The organism is Streptomyces sp. NPDC021100, assembly GCF_044333095.1.
Lineage (GTDB): Bacteria > Actinomycetota > Actinomycetes > Streptomycetales > Streptomycetaceae > Streptomyces.
Map to the genome: position 1 here is coordinate 609,434 of NZ_JBIRQH010000002.1, position 20,078 is coordinate 629,511.

Below are 20,078 nucleotides of genomic sequence, written 5' to 3' on the forward strand. Positions count from 1 at the left end.
TCACGCTCCCGCACCGTCCTTCACCACGGCCCGGCGGGCGGACAGCTCGCGGGCGACCTCCTCCGGGGTCATCCGGGAGACGCGCAGATGGATCCCGGCGACCGCCTCCGAGCGGCCGGGGACGCCCTCCCCCGCCGTGATCGCCTCGGCGAGCCCGGCGACCGTCGGCGACAGGAACAGCGTCCGCAGCGAGATCCCGTCGGAGGTGAACACCTGCCGGAGGCGGGTGACGATCCGGGTGGCGAGCACCGAATCCCCGCCCAGGGCGAAGAAGTTCTCATGCTCGCCGACCGCCGGGCGGCCCAGCACATCGGCCCAGACGCCGGCGCAGACCTCGGCCACCGCCGAGCGCGGCGCGTCCGGGGAGCCGGTGGGTTCGGCGGCGGGTTCGGGCAGGGCCGCCCGGTCCACCTTGCCGTTGGCGTTGAGCGGCAGCGCGTCGAGGACGGCGAACGCGGACGGCACCATGTGGCCGGGCAGGGTGGAGCGCAGGTGCTCGCGCAGCCGGCCCGGCAGGCCGTCCCGGTCCGCGCCTGCGGCCGGGACGACGTACCCGGTCAGGCCCCGGTGACCGGGCCCGGCGGCCGCCCGGCGGCCGGTGACCACGGCGGCGGTCACGTCCGGGTGGGCCAGGAGCGCCGCCTCCACCTCGCCGGGCTCGATCCGGTGGCCGCCCACCTGGATCTGGAAGTCGGCGCGGCCGACGAACTCGATCGTGCCGTCCGGCAGGAAGCGGCCCAAGTCACCGGTACGGTACAGGCGTTCGCCGGTCTCCGGGTGGGTGACGAAGGCGGCGGCGGTGCGCTCGGGGTCGTCCCAGTAGCCGCGCGCGAGGCCGACACCGGCGACGTACATCTCGCCCGTCGCCCAGACCGGCCGGTCGCGCATCCGCTCGTCGAGGATCCGGTAGCGGGTGTTGGCGATCGGCGTGCCGTACGGGACGGTCCGCCGGCCCGGCTCCAGCCGGCGGACGCGGTGCCGGATGTTCCACAGTGTGGTCTCGGTGGGGCCGCCGACGCTGACCACCTCGACGTCCGCCTCCTCGGTGAGCCGGCGGACGGCGGGCACGGACAGCCAGTCGCCGCCGAGGAAGGCCAGCCGCAGCGGCTCCAGCACCCCGAGGTCCGGCCCCAGGTGCTCCAGCAGCATCTCCATCATCGCGGGGACGGAGTTCCAGAGGGTGATCCGGTGGTCGGCCAGCAGCCGCGCCCAGTGCGCGGCCTCACGGCGCTGCGCGGCCTCGGGCATCACCAGCGCCCCGCCGGCGCCGAGCACCCCGAACACGTCGAAGACGGACATGTCGTGGTGGAGCGCGGTCAGCGCGAGCACCCGGTCGCCGGGGCCGACGCCGAACTCCTCGACGGTCTCCCGCAGGGCGTTGACGACGCCGCGGTGCGCGGTCATCACCCCCTTCGGGCGACCGGAGGAGCCGGAGGTGAACAGGACGTACGCCAGGTCGGCCGGGGTCGCGGCGGACGCGGGCGGCTCGTCCGTGTCCGGTACGTCCGCCGGGAGCGGCTCGTCGAGGCAGAGCGACTCCCGCTCGCCTCCGGCCCGGTCGGCCAGGCCGCGCCGGGTGAGGACGAGGCCGGCGCCGCACCGGTCGAGCAGGGCGCGCGTCCGCTCGGCCGGGGCGTCCGGGTCGACGGGCAGGTAGGGGGCGCCCGCGTAGAGGACGGCGTAGGCGGCGACGATCTGTGCCCAGCCCTTGTCGAGGACGATGCCGACGGGCCGGCCGGGGGCCGCGCCCCGGGCGCGCAGCCAGTGGGCGACACGGGCGGCCTCGCGGTGCAGCTCGGCGTAGGTGAGGGTGCGGTCGGCGGCGATGACGGCCGGGGCGTCCGGCCGCAGGGCCGCCTGCTCGCGGAAGGCGTCGTGGACGAGGCGGTCGGGCAGGTCGCGGGTGCCACCGTCGCCGAGGCCGGCCGGGGAGAGGCGGCCGGCCGGCGGGAGGGGGTCCGGCGCGGTCCAGGCGCTGTCGTCGTCGGCGTCGGCCAGCCGCTCCAGCAGCCCGCCGAGCCCGGCGAACACCGCGTCGACCAGCTCGGGGTCGAACAGGGCCTCCTGGACGTCCCAGTTGACGACGAGGTCGCCGTCCTGGACCTCGGTCAGCAGGTCCATCCACACCTGCGGGGTCTGCGTGATGCCGCCGACCTGGCGGAGCAGTCCGCCCAGCAGCCCGGCGGTGCCGCCGGCCAGCGGTACGGCGCTGGTGAACACCATGGGCATCAGGGCGCCGTCGAACCCGCCGCGCTGCCGCATGAGTTCGCGCAGCAGGTGGACGCCGCTGACGTAGGAATGGCTGAGGTCGCTCCACAGCCGCTCCTGGATCCGGCGGGCGCGCACGGCGAAGCCGTCGCCGCCTCCGGCGTCCACCTCGACGAGGGCGAAGGACGCGAACTCGCCGACGGTACCGTCCACTTCCGGGTGGACCGGCAGCCGGTTGAGGTTGGTGACGTTGAGGGTGAAGCGGGGCTCCTGGGCCCAGGGGGCCAGGGCCTCGGCGTAGCCGGCGAGCAGCAGCCCGGCCGGCGTCAGCCCTGCCTCGCCGGCGCGCGCGACCAGCCGGTCCCAGCGCGCGGCGGGGATCCGTACCGAGCGGCGGACGAACCGGGGTTCGGTCACCGACTCGGGGCTGCGGAGCATGGGCAGGCGCGGGGCCGGCGGCAGCGTCCGGAGCCGCTCCTCCCAGTAGGCGGCCGACCGCCGGTGCTGTTCGGTGCGGTCGAGACCGGCGGTGGCCAGGACGTAGTCCCGGTAGGTCATGGGCGGCGGGGCGAGCTCCGCGCCCGGGTCGGCGTAGGCGCGCGACAGGTCGTCGAAGAGGACGCGGATGCTGGCGAAGTCGCAGCACAGGGCGTCGACGCTGAGGTGCACCCGGTACCGGTCGGCGGGCAGTTCGGCCACCACGACGTCGAACAGCGGCCAGGTGTCCACCGGCCGGACCTCGTGCGAGTAGCGCTCCCGGATCGCGGCCAGCCCGTCCCGTACGCCGTCCTCGTCGGCGGCGCGGAGGTCCACCACCGGCATCTCGTACGGCGGTACGGACTCCAGGACGCGCTGTTCCATGGTGTCGGGCAGGACGACGGCCCGCAGCATGGGGTGGCGGTCGATCACCCGCCGCCAGGCCCGCTCGAACCGCTCGCGGTCCAGGCCCTCGCCCTCGAGCTCCAGGTACATGTGGGCCGAGACGTTGCCGGAGGACAGGGCGCCGGTGCGGCCGACGCAGTACGCCTGCTGCTGGTCGGTGAGCCGGAACGGCTCGTGCGCGGCGCCGGGTTCGGGACGGACGGGGGGAAGCCCGGTGTGCCCGCCGGCGCCGCCCCGCTCGCCCTCGACGGCCCGGGCCAGTTCGGCGACCGTGCGGTGGCGGAAGATGCTGTGCGGGTCGGCGTCGACGCCCAGCCGCTCGCGCAGCCGGTTCATCACCCGGATGCCCAGCAGCGAGTTGCCGCCCAGCTCGAAGAAGGTGTCGTGCACGCCGACCCGGTCGACGCCGAGGATCTCCGACCAGAGACCGGCGAGTTGGGTCTCCAGCGGGGTGCGCGGGGCGTCGGCCTCGGTGCCGGCCGGCTGCTCGCCGGGGGCGGGCAGCGCCGTGCGGTCCACCTTGCCGTGGGCCGTCAGCGGCAGCGTGTCCAGGACGGTGAGGTGGGCGGGGCACAGGTAGGACGGCAGCCGTTCGGCGAGGTGGGCGCGGAGCGCGCCGGGCTCGGGGCGGGCCGCGCCGGCGGGGGTGACGTATCCGGCGAGCGCCCGGTGGCCGGGCTCGCCGTCGAGCCGGGGCAGCGCGACGACGACGGCCGCGTCCACGGCCGGGTGGGTGCGCAGCGCCGTCTCGATCTCGCCGAGTTCGATGCGGTGGCCGTCCACCTTCACCTGGAAGTCCTCCCGGCCCAGGAACTCGACGTTCCCGTCCGGCAGGAACCGCCCCACGTCGCCTGTGCGGTAGAGGCGTTCGCCGGTGTCGGGGTGGGTGAGGAAGGCGGCGGCGGTGCGCTCGGGGTCGCGCCAGTAGCCGAGCGCCACGCCGGTGCCGCCGATGTACAGGTCGCCGGGGACGCCGACGGGCCGGGGGCGGAGCGCCGCGTCGAGGACGTGCACGGTCTGGTTGGTGAGCGGCTTGCCGTACGGGATGCTGGTCCAGGCCGGGTCGACGGCGTCCACGTCGTAGGTGGTGGACAGGACGGACGCCTCGGTGTTGCCGCCGAGGCCGACGAAGCGCACGTCGGGGGCGATGTCCCGGGCGCGGGCGGGCAGGGAGAGCGGGATCCAGTCGCCGCCGAGGATGAGCAGCCGCAGGGAGTCGGCCCACGGCTCGTCGTCCTGCTCGACCTGTTCGCAGAACAGCTCGAAGAGGGCGGGCGCGCCCATCCAGGTGGTGACGCGCTCCCGGCGGACGAGGTCGAGCCAGTGGGCGGGGTTCCGTTCGGAGCCAGGGTCGGGGAGGACGAGGGCGGCGCCCGCGCAGAGCGCGCCGAACATGTCCCAGACGGACAGGTCGAAGCTCATGGCGGAGAGGCCGATGAAGCGGTCCTCGCAGGTGACGCCGTAGCGGTCGTTGACGTCGAGGACGGTGTTGAGGGCGCCGCGGTGCGGGACCACCACGCCCTTGGGGCGGCCGGTGGAGCCGGAGGTGAACAGCACGTACGCCGGGTCGGCGGGGGTCTGGGCGGACTCCAGCGGGCCGTCGTCGACGCCGTCCCACGCGGAGTCGTCGTCGACGGCGAGCACGGTGACGCCGGCGGGCCACTCCCAGCGGCCGGCCACCGAGCGCTGGGTGAGGACGATCCGGGCCTCGGTCGTCTCCAGGACGTACTCCCGGCGCTCGGCCGGCAGGTTGGGGTCGAGCGGCACCCAGGCGGCGCCGGACTCCAGGGCGCCGAGGATGCCGACGGGCTGTTCCCAGCCCTTCTCCATGCAGACGGCCACCAACCCGCCGGTTGGTGCGCCGAGTTCGCGGAGGCGGCGGCCGATGCGCCGGGTGCGGGACGTGAGTTCGGCGTAGGTCAGCCGGCGGCCGCCCGCGACGACGGCCGTACGGCCGGGGTGGCGGGCGGCGGCGCGGGCCACGGCCTCGTGGAGCAGGCCCTCGGGGACGGGCGCGGCCGTCGCGTTGACCTCGGCGCGGGCGCGCTCCTGGGCGGCGGGCAGCCGGACCGGGGAACCGGGGGCCGTCCAGGCGTCCGCGTCCTCCTCCAGCACGGCGAGCAGCGCGGACCAGGAGTGGGCCATATCCTCCGCCGTGCCGGCGGGCAGGACGCCGGGGGCGGTCTCCCAGACGGCGGTCACGCCGTCGTCGGCGGCCGGCCGCAGCCGCACGGCGAGGACGGGCGGCGCGGCGGCCGGGGGGTGCGCGGCCAGGCCGTCGAGCTCGTCGGCGAACTCCACGGCAGGTGACGGCGTTTGCGCGGTCGCCGGGGCCGTGTGGCAATGCCGGGCCCGGTCGAGGAAGGAGCCCTCGGGGGTGGCGTCCACGGTGACGGCCCGGCGGCCGTCTCCGTCCCGCCACCACAGGGTGAACCGCGGCTCCTTGGACCACAGGGCCAGGACCTCGGTGAACGCGGCGGCGAGCAGGGCGGCCAGGGGGATCCCGTGCGCGGCGGCGCGCTCGGCGAGCCGCCGCGCGCGGGATCCGTCGAGGGTCAGCGGGACCGTCCCGGGGGCGCCGGCGGGTCCGCCCGGCAGCAGGGGCAGCCGCGGGCCCGCCACCGTGGCCTCGGCGTTCTCGGCGCTCATATGACGATCTCCGATCCGGGGGTGCGGGAGCCGGCGGGCGACGGCAGCGGGCCCGCGGCGGCGAGGTGGTCGAGGTAGCGGTCGAGCAGCGGCCCGTCCACGGGCGGGCAGGGGACGGCGCCGTCGAGCGCCCGGAGCGTGCCGGTGACGTCCAGGCGGAGGCTGCCGAAGCCGGGCATGCCCCGGGAGGCGCCGGCCAGGGCGGCCACGGAGGCGACGGACTCGTCGCCGTCTGCACCCGGGTCCAGGACGTCGGCGGTGACCGCGCGCGACCACTCTTCGGGGTCGGTCTCCGTCAGCGGGTGCCCGGCCGCGCGCAGCCGTTCGACGACGTCCGCGAACCGGGTGCGGACCGGGTGGGCGAGATGGTAGGTGCCACCCAACGCCTGTGATTTCACGGATAGTTCGGTGAGCGCTGCGGCCGCGTAGTCGACGGGGACGAGGTCGAAGTCGGCGTCCGGCCCGAAGGCGGGAACGGCGCCGAGCCGGATGCAGGCGCCGAGGAACCGGCCGAAGGCGAAGTCGGGGTCTCCGACGCCCGTCGCCGAGTCACCGCCGAGCCGGCCGGGCCGGTAGACGGAGACGGGCACGCCGCGTTCGCGGGCCGCGTCGACGAGTTCCTCGGCGGCCCAGCGGGTGCGGACGTAGCCGGAGGGCAGGACGCGGTCCGCCGGTACGCGGCCGTCCGGGGCCAGGGTGCCCGGCTCGGCGTCGCGGTCGAAGAGGACGCCGGGGGACGAGACGTAGTGCACGGCCTTGACCCGCTCGCGGGCCGCCAGCCGCAGCACCTCGGTGGTGCCGCCGACGTTGGCCGCCCGCAACTCGGCATACGGCAAGGCCAGGTTGGCGTCGCAGCCGGTGTGGTGGATGACGTCGATCGTGGCGGCGAGCCGGGCGAAGGCGATCGGCGACAGGCCGAGGCGGGGTTCGCGGAGGCTGCCGGGGAGGGGTGCGACCCGCTCCCAGGGCACGGTGACGCCGTACCGGGCCAGGGCCTGCCGCAGGACGTCGGCGGCCTCGGCCGGGTCGTCGGCCTCGACGAGGCAGTGGACGCGGGCGGTGGTGCGGTCCAGCAGCCGGGCGAGCAGGTGGGCGCCGAGGAAGCTCGTCGCGCCGGTGAGCAGGACGTGCTCGGGGTCGGCCGTGCGGCGGGGGTCGTGCGGGGCGCTGTCGGCGCGGGTCACGTCCGGGGCGAGGACGGCGTCGGCGGTGAGTACCGCGAGGTCGTCGCCCGTCGCGGCCGGCTCGGGGGCGGTGCCGCGGGTCCGGTCGAAGACGGCGGCCAGCGCCGAGACCGTACGCGCCTCGAAGAAGACCTGCACCGGCAGGTCCACGCCCAGCCGTTCGCGCAGCCGCAGCAGGACCCGGACGGCGCGCAGGGAGTGCCCGCCGGCCTCGAAGAAGTCCTCGTCGGGGTCGATCTCGCGCAGGCCGAGGACCTCCCGCCAGACGGCGGCCACCTCGCGCTCGGTGGGGGTGAGGTCCGACGGTCCGCCGGGAGCCGTCTCCGCCGCGGCCGCGGGCTCCGGCTCGGGCGGCGCGGGGGCCGCCGGGACCGCGGGGAGCGGCAGCGCGGAGACCGGGCGGCCGGGGCCGGCCAGGACGGCGGCGAACAGGGCCTCCAGCTCGGCCGTGAACCGGTCCACCGACGCCGGGTCGAACAGGTCCGCGCTGGCCCGGACGCCGCCCTCGACGCGCCCGTCCGTCTCCCAGTAGTGCAGCACCAGGTCGAACTCCGAGGTGTCCAGGCCGAAGTCGAAGGCGCCCACCTCCAGGTCGCCCATCCGCGCCTCGCCGGCCACGTTCTCCTCCACGACGGCCGCCTGGAACAGCGGGTTGTCGCCGTGGTTGCGGCCCGGGCGGAGCTCGGCCGCCAGCACCTCGATGGGGGTGTCGCGGTGCGCGTACGCCTCCAGGCACATCCGCCGCACCCGGTCCAGGACCTCGGTGAACGAGGGGTCGCCGGACAGGTCGGCGCGCAGGGCGAGGGTGTTGGCGAAGAAGCCGACGAGGTTCTCGGTCTCGGGCAGGTCGCGGCCGTGCACGACGGATCCGGTGACGATGTCGGTGCCGCCCGTGCGCCGGTGCATCAGGGTCTTGAAGCCGGCCAGCAGGACCATGAACAGCGTCGCCTGGTGCTCGCGGCCGAGGGCGCGGAGCCCGTCGGAGACCTCGGCCGAGAGGCGGAAGGCGCGGCTGACGGCCTGGAGGCTGGTGGCCCCGCGGCGCGGCCGGTCGGCGAGCCGGTCCAGGTTCGGCAGCGGCTCGCGGAGGACGTCCCGCCAGTGCGCGAGCCGCCGCTCCAGCTCCGCGCCGCGCAGCAGGCCGCGCTGCCACTCGGCGAAGTCCCCGTAGCTGACGGGTGGTTCGGACAGCTGGGGGAACGGGCGGCCGGCGGTGGCGGCCTCGTAGCAGGCGTAGAGCTCGCGGAAGAGGATGCCCATGGACATGCCGTCGCCGACGAGGTGATGCATCGTCACCATCAGGACGTGCTCGTCCTGTCCCAGCGGCGTGAGGTCGAAGCGGATCAGCGGTCCCCGGGTCAGGTCGAACGGCCGCTGGGACACCTCCCGCAGCCGCTCCGCCACGTCCTCGCCGGGCGCCGGCGGCGCGCCCTCGGCGAGGGCGAGCGGCTGCCGGGCGGGGAACAGCTGCCGCGGTTCGCCGTCGTGGACGTCGAAGACCGTGCGCAGGGCCTCGTGCCGGTCCAGCAGGTGCTCCAGGGAGCGGCGCAGGGTGTCCCGGTCGAGGGGGCCACGCAGCCGGATCGCCTCGACCATGTTGTGGTAGGGGTTTCCGGGGTGCAACTGGGCCAGGAACCACAGGCGTTCCTGCGCGAACGACAGCACGGCGGTGTCCGGCCGGGCGCGCCGGGGGACGGTGGGGCCGGCCGTCCGGCCGCCGCCGGCCAGCCACTTCTCCAGCAGGCGCTGCTTGGTCGCGGACAGCTTCGCCGCGTCGTCGGCGAGGGGGCCGGATGGGGGCATGTGAGCGTCAACCTCCGCTGGGTTCCGGGATGTCCGCTATTCCGACAGGAGCCGGGCGGCGTCGTCGTCCGACATGGCGGCGAGCTTCTCGTGCAGCCGCCGTTCGACGGTCGCGGCCGTGCCGGCCACCGTCTGGGTCTCCGCTAGCAGGTCGGTCACCGTGAGGGTGACCGGCAGGACGGCCTGGAGCCGGGCCACGACCTGGGCGGCCATCAGGGAGTGCCCGCCCAGGTCGAAGAAGTTGTCGTGCGCGCCGACCGGGGTGACGCCCATGACCTCCTGCCAGACGCCGGCGACCGTCTCCTCCAGGGGGGTGCGGGGGGCGGTGTAGGGGGTGGGCAGGTCGGGGCGGGCGTACCCGGTGAGCGCGGGCGCCTCCTCGGCCGGCGGGGTCCCGGCGGCCGGCTCCTGCGCGGGGGCCGCTGGTACGGCCGCCTGCGCCGCCGGGAGGTCGACGAAGAAGCGCTGCCGTTCGAAGGGGTACGTGGGCAGCGGCACCCGGCGGCGGTCCCCGGCGGCCGTCGGGGCGGCCGCGTCGAGGGGTACGCCGCGCGTCCACAGGTGGCCGACGGCCGCCAGGACGGGCGCGGCGTCCGGGGCGTCGTGACGCGTGCCGAGGGTGGGGATCACCGGGGGCTGTCCGGGGGCGGCGTCGCGGGAGGCGAGGGCGCGCAGGGTGTTGCCGGCGCCCACCTCCAGCAGCAGCCGGCCGGGTTCCCGGCGCAGGGCCCGCAGGGCGTCGGCGAACAGGACGGGTGCGCGCAGCTGGCGGCCCCAGTAGGCGGGGTCGGTGGCCTGCTCGGGGGTGATCCAGGTGCCGGTGACGCAGGAGAGGAAGGGGACGGCGGGCGGGTTGAGCCGGACGCCGGCGACGGTGGCGGTGAACTCGGCCACGGCCGGGTCCATCGCCGGGGAGTGGAAGGCGTGCGAGGTGTGCAGCGTCCGGGCGTCGGTCCCGTCGGCGGTCAGCCGGGCGACGAGCGCCTCGACGGCGTCCGCGGGGCCGGAGACCACGGTCTGGTCGGCGGCGTTGACGACGGCTACCACCAACTTTGGCTCATGCGCGATGAGTTCACCGACCCTGTCGGCGGGGAGCGGCACGGCGGCCATCGCGCCGGGGGCGCACCGGTCGACGAGTTCACCGCGGCGGGCCACCACCCGGAGGGCGTCGGGCAGGGTCAGCACCCCGGCCAGGCAGGCGGCGGTGAACTCGCCGATGCTGTGGCCGAGCATGGCCGCCGGGCGCACGCCCCACGACTCCAGCAGCCGGGCGAGCGCGTACTGGGTGACGAAGAGGGCGGGCTGGGCGAGCCGGGTCCTGGTCAGGCGTTCGGCGGCGGCCTCCTGGCCGGCGTCGGGGAACAACACGGTGCGGAGGTCCTCGCCGAGCAGCGGGGCGAGGAGTTCGGCGCATTCGTCGACGACGGCCCGGTAGCCGGGTTCGGTGGCGTACGGGCCGCGGCCCATGCCGGCGCGCTGGCTGCCCTGCCCGGGGAAGAGGAAGGCGAGGGCGGGGGCGGCGGACGGGTCGGCGTGGCCGACGGTCACGGGGGTGATGCCGGTGCCGTCGAGGGCCGCCGCCGCTTCGCTCCGGTCGCGGGCGACGACGGCCAGCCGGTGGGGGAAGATCCGGCGGCCGGCGCGCAGGGTGTGGGCGGCGTCGGCGAGGGCGGGGGCGTCGTCGGCGCGCAGCGCTTCGGCCAGGGCCTCGGCGGAGCGCTGGAGGGCGGTGGGCGTCCGGGCGGAGAGGACGAGGAGCTCGGGCCCCTCGGGGGTGTCCGCCGGTTCGGGCGCCGGGGGCGGTTCCTCCAGGATGACGTGCGCGTTGGTGCCGCCGACGCTGAAGGAGCTGACGCCGGCCCGGCGCGGTTCGCCGGTCCCGGGCCAGGGCGTGGCGCGGGGGCTGACCCGGAAGGGAGTGGAGGGGAAGTCGATGTCCGGGTGCGGGGTGCCGCTGTGCAGGGCCGGCGGGATCTCCTCGTGCCGGAACGCGAGGAGCACCTTGATCAGCCCGAGCACGCCGGCGGCGGTGTCGGTGTGGCCGATGTTGGGCTTGAGGGTGCCGAGGGTACAGTAGCCGCGCTTCTCGGAGCCGAACGCCTCGGTGAGGGCGGCGACCTCGATGCCGTCGCCGAGCGGGGTGCCGGTGCCGTGGGTCTCCACGTACGAGACGGTCTCGGGCTCGGCGCCGGCGACGGCCAGGGCCTCGACGATGACGTCGGCCTGGCCGCGCACGCTGGGCGCGGTGAAGCCGGCCTTGAGGGCGCCGTCGTTGTTGACGGCCGTGCCCAGCAGGACGCCGTGCACCCGGTCGCCGTCGGCCAGGGCGTCCTCCAGCCGCTTGAGGAGGACGACACCGGCGCCGTCGCCTGGCACGGTGCCGGCGGCGTCCGCGGCGAACGCCCGACAGTGCCCGTCGGGCGAGTTGACCCCGCCGGGGGTGTGGACGTAGCCGGCGTGTTGAGGGAAGTAGACGGTGGCGCCGCCGGCCAGCGCCATGTCCGACTCGCCGTCGAGCAGGCTCTGCACGGCGAGGTGGACGGCGACGAGGGACGAGGAGCAGCCGCTGAGCACGCTGACGCTCGGGCCGCGCAGGTCGAGCTTGTACGAGACGCGGGGGGCCGTGAAGTCCTTCTCGTTGCCCAGCAGCGCCTGGAACTCGCCCACTTCGCGGAGGTAGCGGGGGTCGGCGGACAGGTGGCGCTGCCAGTACGAGGTGGGTCCGCCGCCGCCGAAGACGCCGACGGCGCCGTCGAAGCGGGTGGTGTCCCAGCCCGCCGACTCCAGGGCCTCCCAGGAGCACTCCAGAAACAACCGCTGCTGCGGGTCGAGGAGTTCGGCCTCGCGGGGGGTGTAGCCGAAGAAGGCGGCGTCGAACCGCTCGACGCCGTCGAGCACGGGCCGGCGGCGGACGAGCCGGGGATCGGCGAGCAGGTCCTCGGGGACGCCCGCCGCCCGCAGCCGCTCCGGGGTGAACTCGGTGTGCGCCTCGCGCCCTTCGCACAGCAGCTGCCAGAACTCCTCGGCGGTGTCCGCGCCGGGGAAGCGGCCGGCGAAGCCGATGACGGCGATCCGGTCGCGGTCCGGGCCTGAGGTGGTGTCCAGGGTCACCGTCACACCGTCCCGTCCGCCGCCGTACCGTCCATGCGCCGGCGCAGCGACGCCGGCCGCATGTCGGTCCAGACTTCCTCGACGCGGCGGAGGCAGGTCTCCCGGGTGCCGGTGGTGCCCTCGTCGTGCCAGCCGGGCGCGTTGTCGCGGTCCGCCGGCCACAGCGCGTACTGCTCCTCGTCGTTGACGACGACGCGGTAGTGGTCGCCGCCCTGTTTCTCAGTCACCGAGTCTTCTGTCACCGGAAGTGTCACCGGAAGTCCTTCGCGCTGTGCCGGGCGGGGGCCGGACGGACGGGGGCTGGTCGGGCGGGGGTCGTCAGACCTGGGCGAGCAGGTCGTCGGAGATGACGGGCTGGTGGTAGGTGCAGGTCCCGGAGAGGACCATCGAGCCGTGCAGGCGCTCGGCCGGGATGAGGAGCTTGTCGCCCTCGTTCATGGGGATCTGCTGGTCGACGTTGTTCCAGAAGTGCATCTGGCCGACCTCGACGACGACGAGCCGGTGGTCGTCGTGGACGTGGGTGGTGGAGGTCTCCTCGTGCGACTCGACGAAGGTCTCCAGGTCGACCTCGATGTCCCGCTCGCGGATGAGGGCGTCGAGCTTCTCGGCCTTGACCCGGTACTCGTCGAGGCGGTCGGCCCAATCGAGCTGGACGGCGAGGTCCTCGTCGTGGACGGCGGCGAGCCGGCGGGCGTCCTCGAAGCCGCGGTGGAAGGCGGTGACGGCCTCCTCGCCGAACCGGTCCGCGAGCGGGCCCACCAGGGCGGTGACGAGGGCGGCCAGGTCGTCGGCGGACGGGCGGGGGGCGTCGGCGAAGTACGCGGGGTGCTCGATGCCGAGGCCCTCGCGGACGAGGTCGGCGCGGGCGGGGGCGGTGACGGCCTCGTCGAGGCGGTGGTGGGTCCAGGCGCCGAGGAACTCGCCGAACCGCCCGTGGTCGTGGGCGACCCGGTGGAGGTGGTTGGCGGTGCCGAGCGCCGAGGAGAGGAGGAACTGCCAGTAGGCGTAGGGCTCGGCGCTGAGGTCGGCCGCCGCGAGCAGCCGCCGGTAGAGGGGTGCGCGGCCGGCGCGGTCGCGGTAGTCGTCGAGGAGCAGTCCGCGCAGGGCGGGGTGGGCGGTGTCGTAGTCGCCGAGCAGGTTGCGGCCGACCGCGCTGAGCGCGGCGGGGTGCACGGCCGTGAGCTGGACGAGCGAGAAGAGGGCGGCCTCGCGCCGGTGGCGGCAGCCCGCGGCGGCCTTCAGGGCGCGGCCGGGGAGGGCGCGCCGCTCCTCCAGGACGCCCTGGACGTGCCGGACGAGGGCGTCGACGCCGGTACCGGCGGGCTCGGGGCGGTCCTCGTCCAGCCAGGAGAAGAGGTGGTCCTCCAGGACCACGGCGGCCTTGCGGCCGAGGATACGGTTCTCCGCGCTCCGGAAGGCCGCGGCGTCCTGCCGGCTGGGGTGGTCCTCCCCGCCGGTGGGCAGGAAGAGGAGGTCGGCGTCGTAGACGGTGCGGAGCATGCGGTGGCCGAGGAGTCCGCGCAGGCGCAGTGCCTCGTCGGCGGGCAGCGGTTGGCCGTAGTCCAGGAATCCGAGGTCGTGCGGCCGGACCGGTCGGCGGAAGGGATTGTCGTGGTTGACCATTTCCTCCGACGTCGCGCTGCGGAACGGGGTGTTCGCCGCGTATTGGCGGACTATTCCATTGGGGTCGTCCGGTGTGCTCCTGATGCGCGAGACGGGGCTCATGCGTTTTCCCTTTCGTGGTCCATCTACCGGGGACACGGGCTTCGGCACCGGTGGGCGGCACCGGTGGGGGCGGCGCACCGCTCGCGCGCGGCCTCAAGCGCCGGAAATTCAACCAGCATTGTGGATCGGCGTCGTCCAACCAGGGTTGGAAGCCCTTGTCTCCACCCGGAGTTGACGCCTTGCGATGGTGTGCCGGGGTGCGGTCGGCGGTTATGGTGGCTGCGCCGGCCGGGAACCTGAACCGGGCGCGCGGGAATCGCAGAGGAAAGGTGTGGAACGCATGACCGAGACCGTGACCGGCCCACCGCCCGGAACCGCGGACGGCGGACGGGCGCTGCGCGGCTGGCTGGCCGCGAACCGCCGGGAGAATATGGTGCTGCGGGACGAGGCGACCGGGACGTACCAGGTTTTCGGATATGCCGAGACGCAGCGGATGCTGAAGGACGCGGAAACCTTTTCCTCGGATTTCGGCCGGCTGGTTCCGGCGAATCCGGTCACCGTGCGGACGCCGGAGGGCGAGCGGACGGTGCCCAGCCTCCTCCAGGGGCATCTGAGCGTGACCGACCCGCCGCGCCACGGCAAGCTGCGCAAGCTGGTCTCCCAGGCGCTGACACCGCGCGCGGTGCTGGCGCTGGAGGGGAAGATCGAGGAGATCACGGCCGGGCTGCTGGACGCGATGGCGGGCCGTGACGAGGTCGAGATGGTGGAGGCGTTCTTCAACCCGCTGCCGGTCACGGTGATCGCCGAGCTGCTGGGCGTGCCGGCCGCGGACCACGCCATGTTCCGGGGCTGGGCGGACGCGCTGGTCTCCGCGCACCACGACACGGGCGCGGTGGACTCGGCCCGCCTCCAGGTGCCGGACGCGATGAACCACCTGCTGCTGGAGATGGAGTCGTACGTCCTCGGCCACGCGGCGCACCGCCGCCGGAACCCGTCGGACGACGTGCTCAGCCGGCTGGTGGCCGCCGAGGTCGAGGGTGAACGGCTCAGTGAGAGCGAGGTGTTCACCATCACGCTGATGCTGCTGCTGGCCGGGCACATCAGCACCACCCTGCTCCTGGGCAACAGCCTGATCTGTCTGAACGACAATCCGGACGCCCTGGCCGCGCTGCGGGCGGACCCGAAGCGGGTGCCCGCCGCCCTGGAGGAGGTGCTGCGCTTCAGCCCGCCGGCTCCGCTGGCGTACCGGCTGACCACCCGGGAGACCACCCTCGGCGGGGTGGACATCCCGGCGGACACCATGGTCGCCTCCTGGGTGCTGTCCGCGAACCACGACGAGCGGCAGTTCACGGCCCCGGAGACGTTCGACGTCACGCGCAGCCCCAACCCCCATCTGTCCTTCGGTCACGGCATCCACTTCTGCATCGGGGCGCCGCTGGGCCGGATGGAGGCCAGGATCGCGCTGTCCCGGCTGCTGGAGCGCTGCCCGGAGCCCCGGTTCGCCGAGGCCCCGGTGCCCTACGAGTCGCCGACCATCTTCGGCGTCAAGCGGCTGGTGCTGTCGAAGCCGGTGGCCTGACCGGCGCCCGCGGACCGGCCCGCGGGGACCTCGGGCCCGCCGCCGTGCCGGAACGGGCAGCGGGCCGCCGCGGGGCCCCCGCCCGGCTCCGTCTCGTCCTCCGGCTCGTCGGCCAGGAAGTACTGCCGCCACTCGCGGTTGTCCGGGTCGCCGTAGGAGCCGAGTTCGGGGGCCGCCTCGACGGCGTCGTAGCGGCTCAGCCGCTTGCGGATGGTCCGCCGCGCCGCCCTGCCGGGCGGGGTGTCGGCACCCAGTTCCTCGAAGACCCAGCGCGGCTGGAAGGTGATGAAGAACGCGGGGCTGTGCCGGCTGCGGCGCAGCACGTGCGCCGGGGTGTTGCAGACCACGAAGAGGGACGTGCCGCCGAAGCCGAACTCCCACCAGGGGTCCTCGGTGTCCTGCGGCACGTCCGCCGGCCAGGGCGCGCGGTCGTGGTCGTGCAGGTGCTGCAGAACCGCCCAGAACCGCTCGCGGTACTGCTCCAGCGTCCGGGTCACGCCGTCCGGCCGGAAGAAGACGATCAGCGAGGTCTCGCGGCCGAGTTCGCGGTACTGCTCCAGGTACGCGGCGAGCAGGTCGCCCAGCGGCGCCCAGCTCTCCTCGTCGTCGAGCGATTCGACGAAACCGTAGCGCAGGGTGTCCTTCTTCGTTCCCGCCACGGCGAAGGTGCAGGGAAAGGGCGATGTTTCCGACAGCAGTGTCCGCTGCAATTCCTCTATGTGTGCGGGACCCCAGGCCGGGGTTTCGCCAATGACGTTGTCCGACAATTCAGTCTCACCCCGACGGTCGTGATTCCGCGGCAGGCTGCCCCTCACCCAGGGCATCGGTCGGCGTGGACGCTACCAGCGCCGCCGGGGCCCGGTCGTCCAACCTGGGTACGCATTGGCCCGTGCAACCAGGAGTGGAAATAAGGATGTTGTCCGGAGTCCGGACGAACTCCCCGGTGCGCCGGGAACGTTCCGGAACTCCTTCCGGGCGGGAAATCCGCCGGTTAGCATGTGCGCCCGTCCTGTCGGCCGGCGTTTTACCGGTCCTTCCGACCGGGAACTCGCCGCCCGGGAACCCACCGCCACCTGTATTCGCCGGGGCACCCGCAGCGGGCCCGCCCGGCCGGAAATGGAGAAGCACATGTCCGCTCCCGCCCCGGAGACGCCGACCGCGCGGAACTCCGACGCCCCCGAGGGGATCACCGACGAGAGCCTGCGCGCGCTGGAGCGGGCTCTGGACGCCCACCCCGGCGTGGCCCGTTCCGCCGTCCTGGCCGACGAGCACGCCGACGGCACCCGGACCCGTACCGCCTATGTGATGCCGCGCCGCAACGAGGCCGTGGCCGCCGACGGCGCGGAGCTCGGCCGGCAGTACGTGGCGGAGTGGCAGGGCGTCTACGACCACGTGTACGCCCAGCCGGAGCCCGAGGACCCGACGTTCGACATCCGCGGCTGGCTGAGCAGTTACACCGGCGCCGAGCTGTCCGAGGACGACATGCGCGACTGGGTGGACGGCACGGTGCGCAGGATCCGGGGCCTCGGGGCCCGTCGGCTGCTCGAAGTGGGCTGCGGGACGGGCCTGTTGCTGCACCGGCTGGTCGAGGGCACCGACCGCTATCTGGCCAGTGACATCTCGGCGGGCGCCGTCGAGCGCATCCGGGCCTCGTTCGGCGGCCGGCCGCCGGCGGGTCTGGAGCTGTTCCAGGCGCCCGCCGACGACCTGTCGGCGGTGGCGCCGGGGTCCGTCGACGGCTTCGTCGTCAACTCGGTGTCGCAGTACTTCCCGGACGAGCAGTACCTGGACCGCGTGGTGCGCGGGGCGGTGGACGCGGTCGCCGAGGGCGGGTACCTGTTCGTCGGCGACATCCGTTCACCCGCCGTGAACCGGGCGTTCTGCGCCGGCCTGGAGCTCGGCCGGGCCCCGGAGCGGGCGCCGGCCGAGAAGGTGCAGGCGCTCGTCGAGCGGCGCTGCTGCACCGGCACCGAACTCCTCATCGACCCCTCGTACTTCACCGGGCTGGTCGGCCGGCTGCCGAGGGTCGCGCACGTGGCGGTGCTGCCCCGGCGCGGTCGGCGGGCCACGGAGATGAACCGGTACCGCTACGACGCGGTGATCCGGCTGGACGCGGTCCCGGGCGGCGAGGCGGCGGTGCCCGCCTGGGAGCCGTGGTCCGCCGCGGGGGGCGTGCCGGAGCTGCGCCGCCGCCTGGCCGAGGAGCGCCCGGAGGCGCTGGGCCTACTGGGCGTTCCCAACGCCCGTATCCTCGCCGACCGGTGGGCCGCGGAGCTGCTGTCCCGGCCCGGGCGCCCGGCGACGGCCGGGGAGGTGGTCCGGGCGGCGGCCGGGGCGGCGCGCGGCGGAGTGGAGCCGGAGGACCTGTGGGAGCTCGGGGAGGGCCCGTCCGCGCCGCCCTACACCGTCCGGCTGAGCTGGGCCCGTTCGCTGCCGGACGGCGCGTTCGACGTCGCTCTGATGCGGACGCCGGACGGCGGCGGGCCCGCGCCGGAGGTGCGCTTCCCGGCCGAGCCCGCTCCCCCGCGCCGGCCCGTCAGCCGGCCGTGGTACGGCAGGGTCGAGAACCTGCACCCGGCGAAGCTCCGCGCCCATGTGCGGGAGCGGCTGGCCGACGAGACGGCCGGACCCGGCCGGTTCGTCCTGCTGGAGGACTTCCCGCTCACCCCCGGCGGCGAGCCGGACCACGCGGCGCTGCGCTCGCTCCACTGGGCCTGATCCGGCCGCTCCGGGGCCGCCGCGCACCGGCCCCGGACGCCGCGCCGAAGTGATGGCGAGTCAGCTGACTTGAACGCCCTTGCGGGCATCCGGGCAGGTGGACGCCGTTTGCGGACATCTGTCCCGGTCGCCCACCTCAAGGGGGTTCGTCGACCGCCGACGGCGGGAACGGGCCGTCCGCCGGTGGCCGAATATCGATTACATGTAGACACCATTGGGAATGGTTATCATCTCGTAAAGAGCTTCCAAAGACAGCGTTTCGGCCAAAAGACGGCCATGAGGACCAGCAGGCCCCCACCAAGAGCAAATGGAATTCACGCCAATCTACGACCGCAATGATCCGGCCCCTTGGAACCCGCAAAAGCTCGCCTACGCTGTGACCGGTAATAGGTTTCCGGTTCCGCGCGGTGCACGCGCCGGTTTACCTGCGACGACGTCTGATGGGGGAACGTGACAATGGGGGGCGTTGGTGCCGTACGCGGTGTGGCCGAACGGACGGAGAGGTGCACGGCACGGCCGGGTGACCGCGCGCCGGGCGCGGGAAGCGGAGGCGGCGGCCCGCGCTTCGGACTGCTGCTGGGCGACGAACAGCCGCTGGTGCGCCGCGGACTGCGCGCCCTGTTCGAGGCCGACCCGGCGTTCCGGGTGCAGGGCGAGGCCGGCAACGGCGACAGCCTCCTGGAACTCGCCCGCCTCCACCGCCCCGACGTCGTCCTGATGGACGCCGACCTCCCCGGCCCCGACGTGCTCGGGGTGGCCCGCCGCCTCGTCGAGGACCACACCGGCCGCTGCGCCGGCGTCGTCCTCCTCACCTCCGCGACCGGGCTGACCGAGAGCCGGATCCTGGGGGCCGCCCGGGCCGGTGTCCGGGGCTTCCTGCACAAACGCGAGTCCTCGGAGGAGATCGTCTCCGGCGTGCGGTCCGTGGCCCGCGGCGGTGTCGCGATGAGCGAGCACATCGTCGGCCAGGTGCTGGCCGCGCTGCGCTGCGACCACCCGGCCGCGGCCTTCCGGCCCGCGGGCGAGCTCGCCTTACTCACCCCGCGCGAGCTGCAGATCTTCCGGCTGGTCGCCCAGGGGCTGACCAACCAGCAGATCGCCGACGTGCTGGTGCTGTCCGAGGCCACGGTGAAGTCGCACTTCAACCGCATCTGCCGCAAGCTCGCCCTGCGCAACCGGGTGGACGCGGTCATCCTCGCGTACGAGATCGGCGTCGCGGGCGGGGTGGCCGAGCAGCGCTCGTCCGCCTGAACGGGCCGACCGGGCGGGGCCCGGCGGTTCGTGAGCCTCCGGTCCCGGCCGGCCGGGGGCGGCGCTCACCCCGCGAGCGACGCCGCCCCCGCCGGCCCCAGCAGGCCCGCCACCTCGCCGACGATCCCGTCCAGGTGGTCCTGGAGGTAGAAGTGCCCGCCGGGGAACGTCCGCAGGGTGAAGCCGCCGGACGTCACCTCCCGCCAGCGCGGCATCTCCTCCGGCCGGACGTGCGGGTCATGGGTGCCGCAGAACGCCGACACGGGCGCCGCGATCCGCGCCCCCGGCTCCGGCCGGTACGTCTCGATCAGCCGGTAGTCGTTGCGGACGGCCGGCAGGAACAGGGCGCGGAACTCCGCGTCGTCCAGGATCGCCTCGGAGGTCCCGGCGAGCGCGCGCAGGTCCTCCACCAGGTCCTCGTCGGGCAGCAGGTGCACCTGTGACTCCGGGGCCGCGTGCGGGGCCGGACGGCCCGAGACGCACAGCCGGGCCAGCCCGCCCGGGCACGCGGCCTCGATCCGCCGCGCCACCTCGAAGGCGACCGCCGCGCCCATGCTGTGGCCGAACAGCGTCAGCGGCCGGTCCGCCGACAGCGGCAGCGCCGCGGTGACGCGGTCGGCGAGCGTCGCCATGTCGGGCACCAGCGGGTCCTCGAACCGGTCCTCGCGGCCCGGGTACCGCACCACCAGCACCTCGGCCTCCGGCGCCAGCCGGTCGGCCCAGCCCCGGTAGGCGCTCGCCCCGCCGCCCGCGTGCGGGAAGCAGACCAGGCGCGGGGCGCCCGGCAGCGCCGGATGCCGTCGCGTCCACCGTCGGTCCGCCGTCGTCCCGTCCGTCATGCTCGCTCTCCCGTGCTCCGGTGGCCGGGCGTCGCGGGGCGGTCCGCCCGACGGCCGCGGCCGTGCGTACCCCGTATCCCGTACCTCACGCCGTGTACCTCACGCCTCGTACTGCGGGAGGCGCGAGCGTACATATCCCGCCGAGCCCGCGGCAAGCGGATCGGGAGGAATCGGGAGGAGGGGAAACCA

At 74.8% G+C, this 20,078-nt stretch carries 10 protein-coding genes; 3 read left to right on the forward strand and 7 right to left on the reverse strand.

Annotated features, from left to right (window positions below; all coding sequences use genetic code 11):
• The 5 genes from ACH4PU_RS06165 to ACH4PU_RS06185 form a co-directional block, all read right to left on the reverse strand.
• The gene (locus tag ACH4PU_RS06165) at positions 1–5,739 is read right to left on the reverse strand and encodes an amino acid adenylation domain-containing protein (protein WP_398266745.1); all 5,739 of its coding nucleotides are present in this window, start codon (positions 5,737–5,739) and stop codon (positions 1–3) included.
• Positions 5,736–8,726, reverse strand: coding sequence for a thioester reductase domain-containing protein (locus ACH4PU_RS06170; RefSeq protein ID WP_398266748.1), 2,991 nt, complete (start codon positions 8,724–8,726; stop codon positions 5,736–5,738). The genes ACH4PU_RS06165 and ACH4PU_RS06170 overlap by 4 nt, the downstream gene beginning before the upstream one ends.
• A 36-nt stretch (positions 8,727–8,762) precedes the next feature.
• Positions 8,763–11,837: a type I polyketide synthase gene (locus ACH4PU_RS06175; protein WP_398266756.1), complete on the reverse strand. Its 3,075-nt coding sequence runs from the start codon at positions 11,835–11,837 to the stop codon at positions 8,763–8,765.
• Positions 11,838–11,839: 2 nt separating this feature from the next.
• A complete protein-coding gene (locus ACH4PU_RS06180) occupies positions 11,840–12,064 on the reverse strand; it encodes an MbtH family protein (RefSeq protein ID WP_398266759.1) in 225 nt (74 codons plus the stop codon).
• 91 nt (positions 12,065–12,155) lie between these two features.
• On the reverse strand, positions 12,156–13,562 hold the full coding sequence (locus ACH4PU_RS06185) for a hypothetical protein (RefSeq protein WP_398266762.1): 1,407 nt from the start codon (positions 13,560–13,562) through the stop codon (positions 12,156–12,158).
• Positions 13,563–13,842: 280 nt separating this feature from the next.
• Here ACH4PU_RS06185 and ACH4PU_RS06190 point away from each other — a divergent pair, with 280 nt between their 5' ends.
• Entirely contained in the window at positions 13,843–15,081 is a 1,239-nt protein-coding gene (locus tag ACH4PU_RS06190; protein ID WP_398266766.1) for a cytochrome P450, read from the forward strand.
• Here ACH4PU_RS06190 and ACH4PU_RS06195 read toward each other — a convergent pair.
• Entirely contained in the window at positions 15,021–15,905 is an 885-nt protein-coding gene (locus ACH4PU_RS06195) for a YqcI/YcgG family protein (RefSeq protein WP_398266769.1), read from the reverse strand. The two genes, ACH4PU_RS06190 and ACH4PU_RS06195, sit on opposite strands and share 61 nt — an antisense overlap.
• Positions 15,906–16,209: 304 nt before the next feature.
• On the opposite strand from ACH4PU_RS06195, the gene ACH4PU_RS06200 reads away from it, so the two are divergent.
• Together ACH4PU_RS06200 and ACH4PU_RS06205 are read left to right on the forward strand one after the other, a co-directional pair.
• Positions 16,210–17,799, forward strand: coding sequence for a methyltransferase (locus ACH4PU_RS06200; RefSeq protein WP_398266772.1), 1,590 nt, complete (start codon positions 16,210–16,212; stop codon positions 17,797–17,799).
• Between the two features lie 483 nt (positions 17,800–18,282).
• Positions 18,283–19,050, forward strand: coding sequence for a LuxR C-terminal-related transcriptional regulator (locus ACH4PU_RS06205; protein ID WP_398266775.1), 768 nt, complete (start codon positions 18,283–18,285; stop codon positions 19,048–19,050).
• Between the two features lie 65 nt (positions 19,051–19,115).
• Here ACH4PU_RS06205 and ACH4PU_RS06210 read toward each other — a convergent pair whose 3' ends face one another.
• The gene (locus tag ACH4PU_RS06210; RefSeq protein WP_398266778.1) at positions 19,116–19,889 is read right to left on the reverse strand and encodes a thioesterase II family protein; all 774 of its coding nucleotides are present in this window, start codon (positions 19,887–19,889) and stop codon (positions 19,116–19,118) included.
• Between the last annotated feature and the right edge of the window lie 189 nt (positions 19,890–20,078).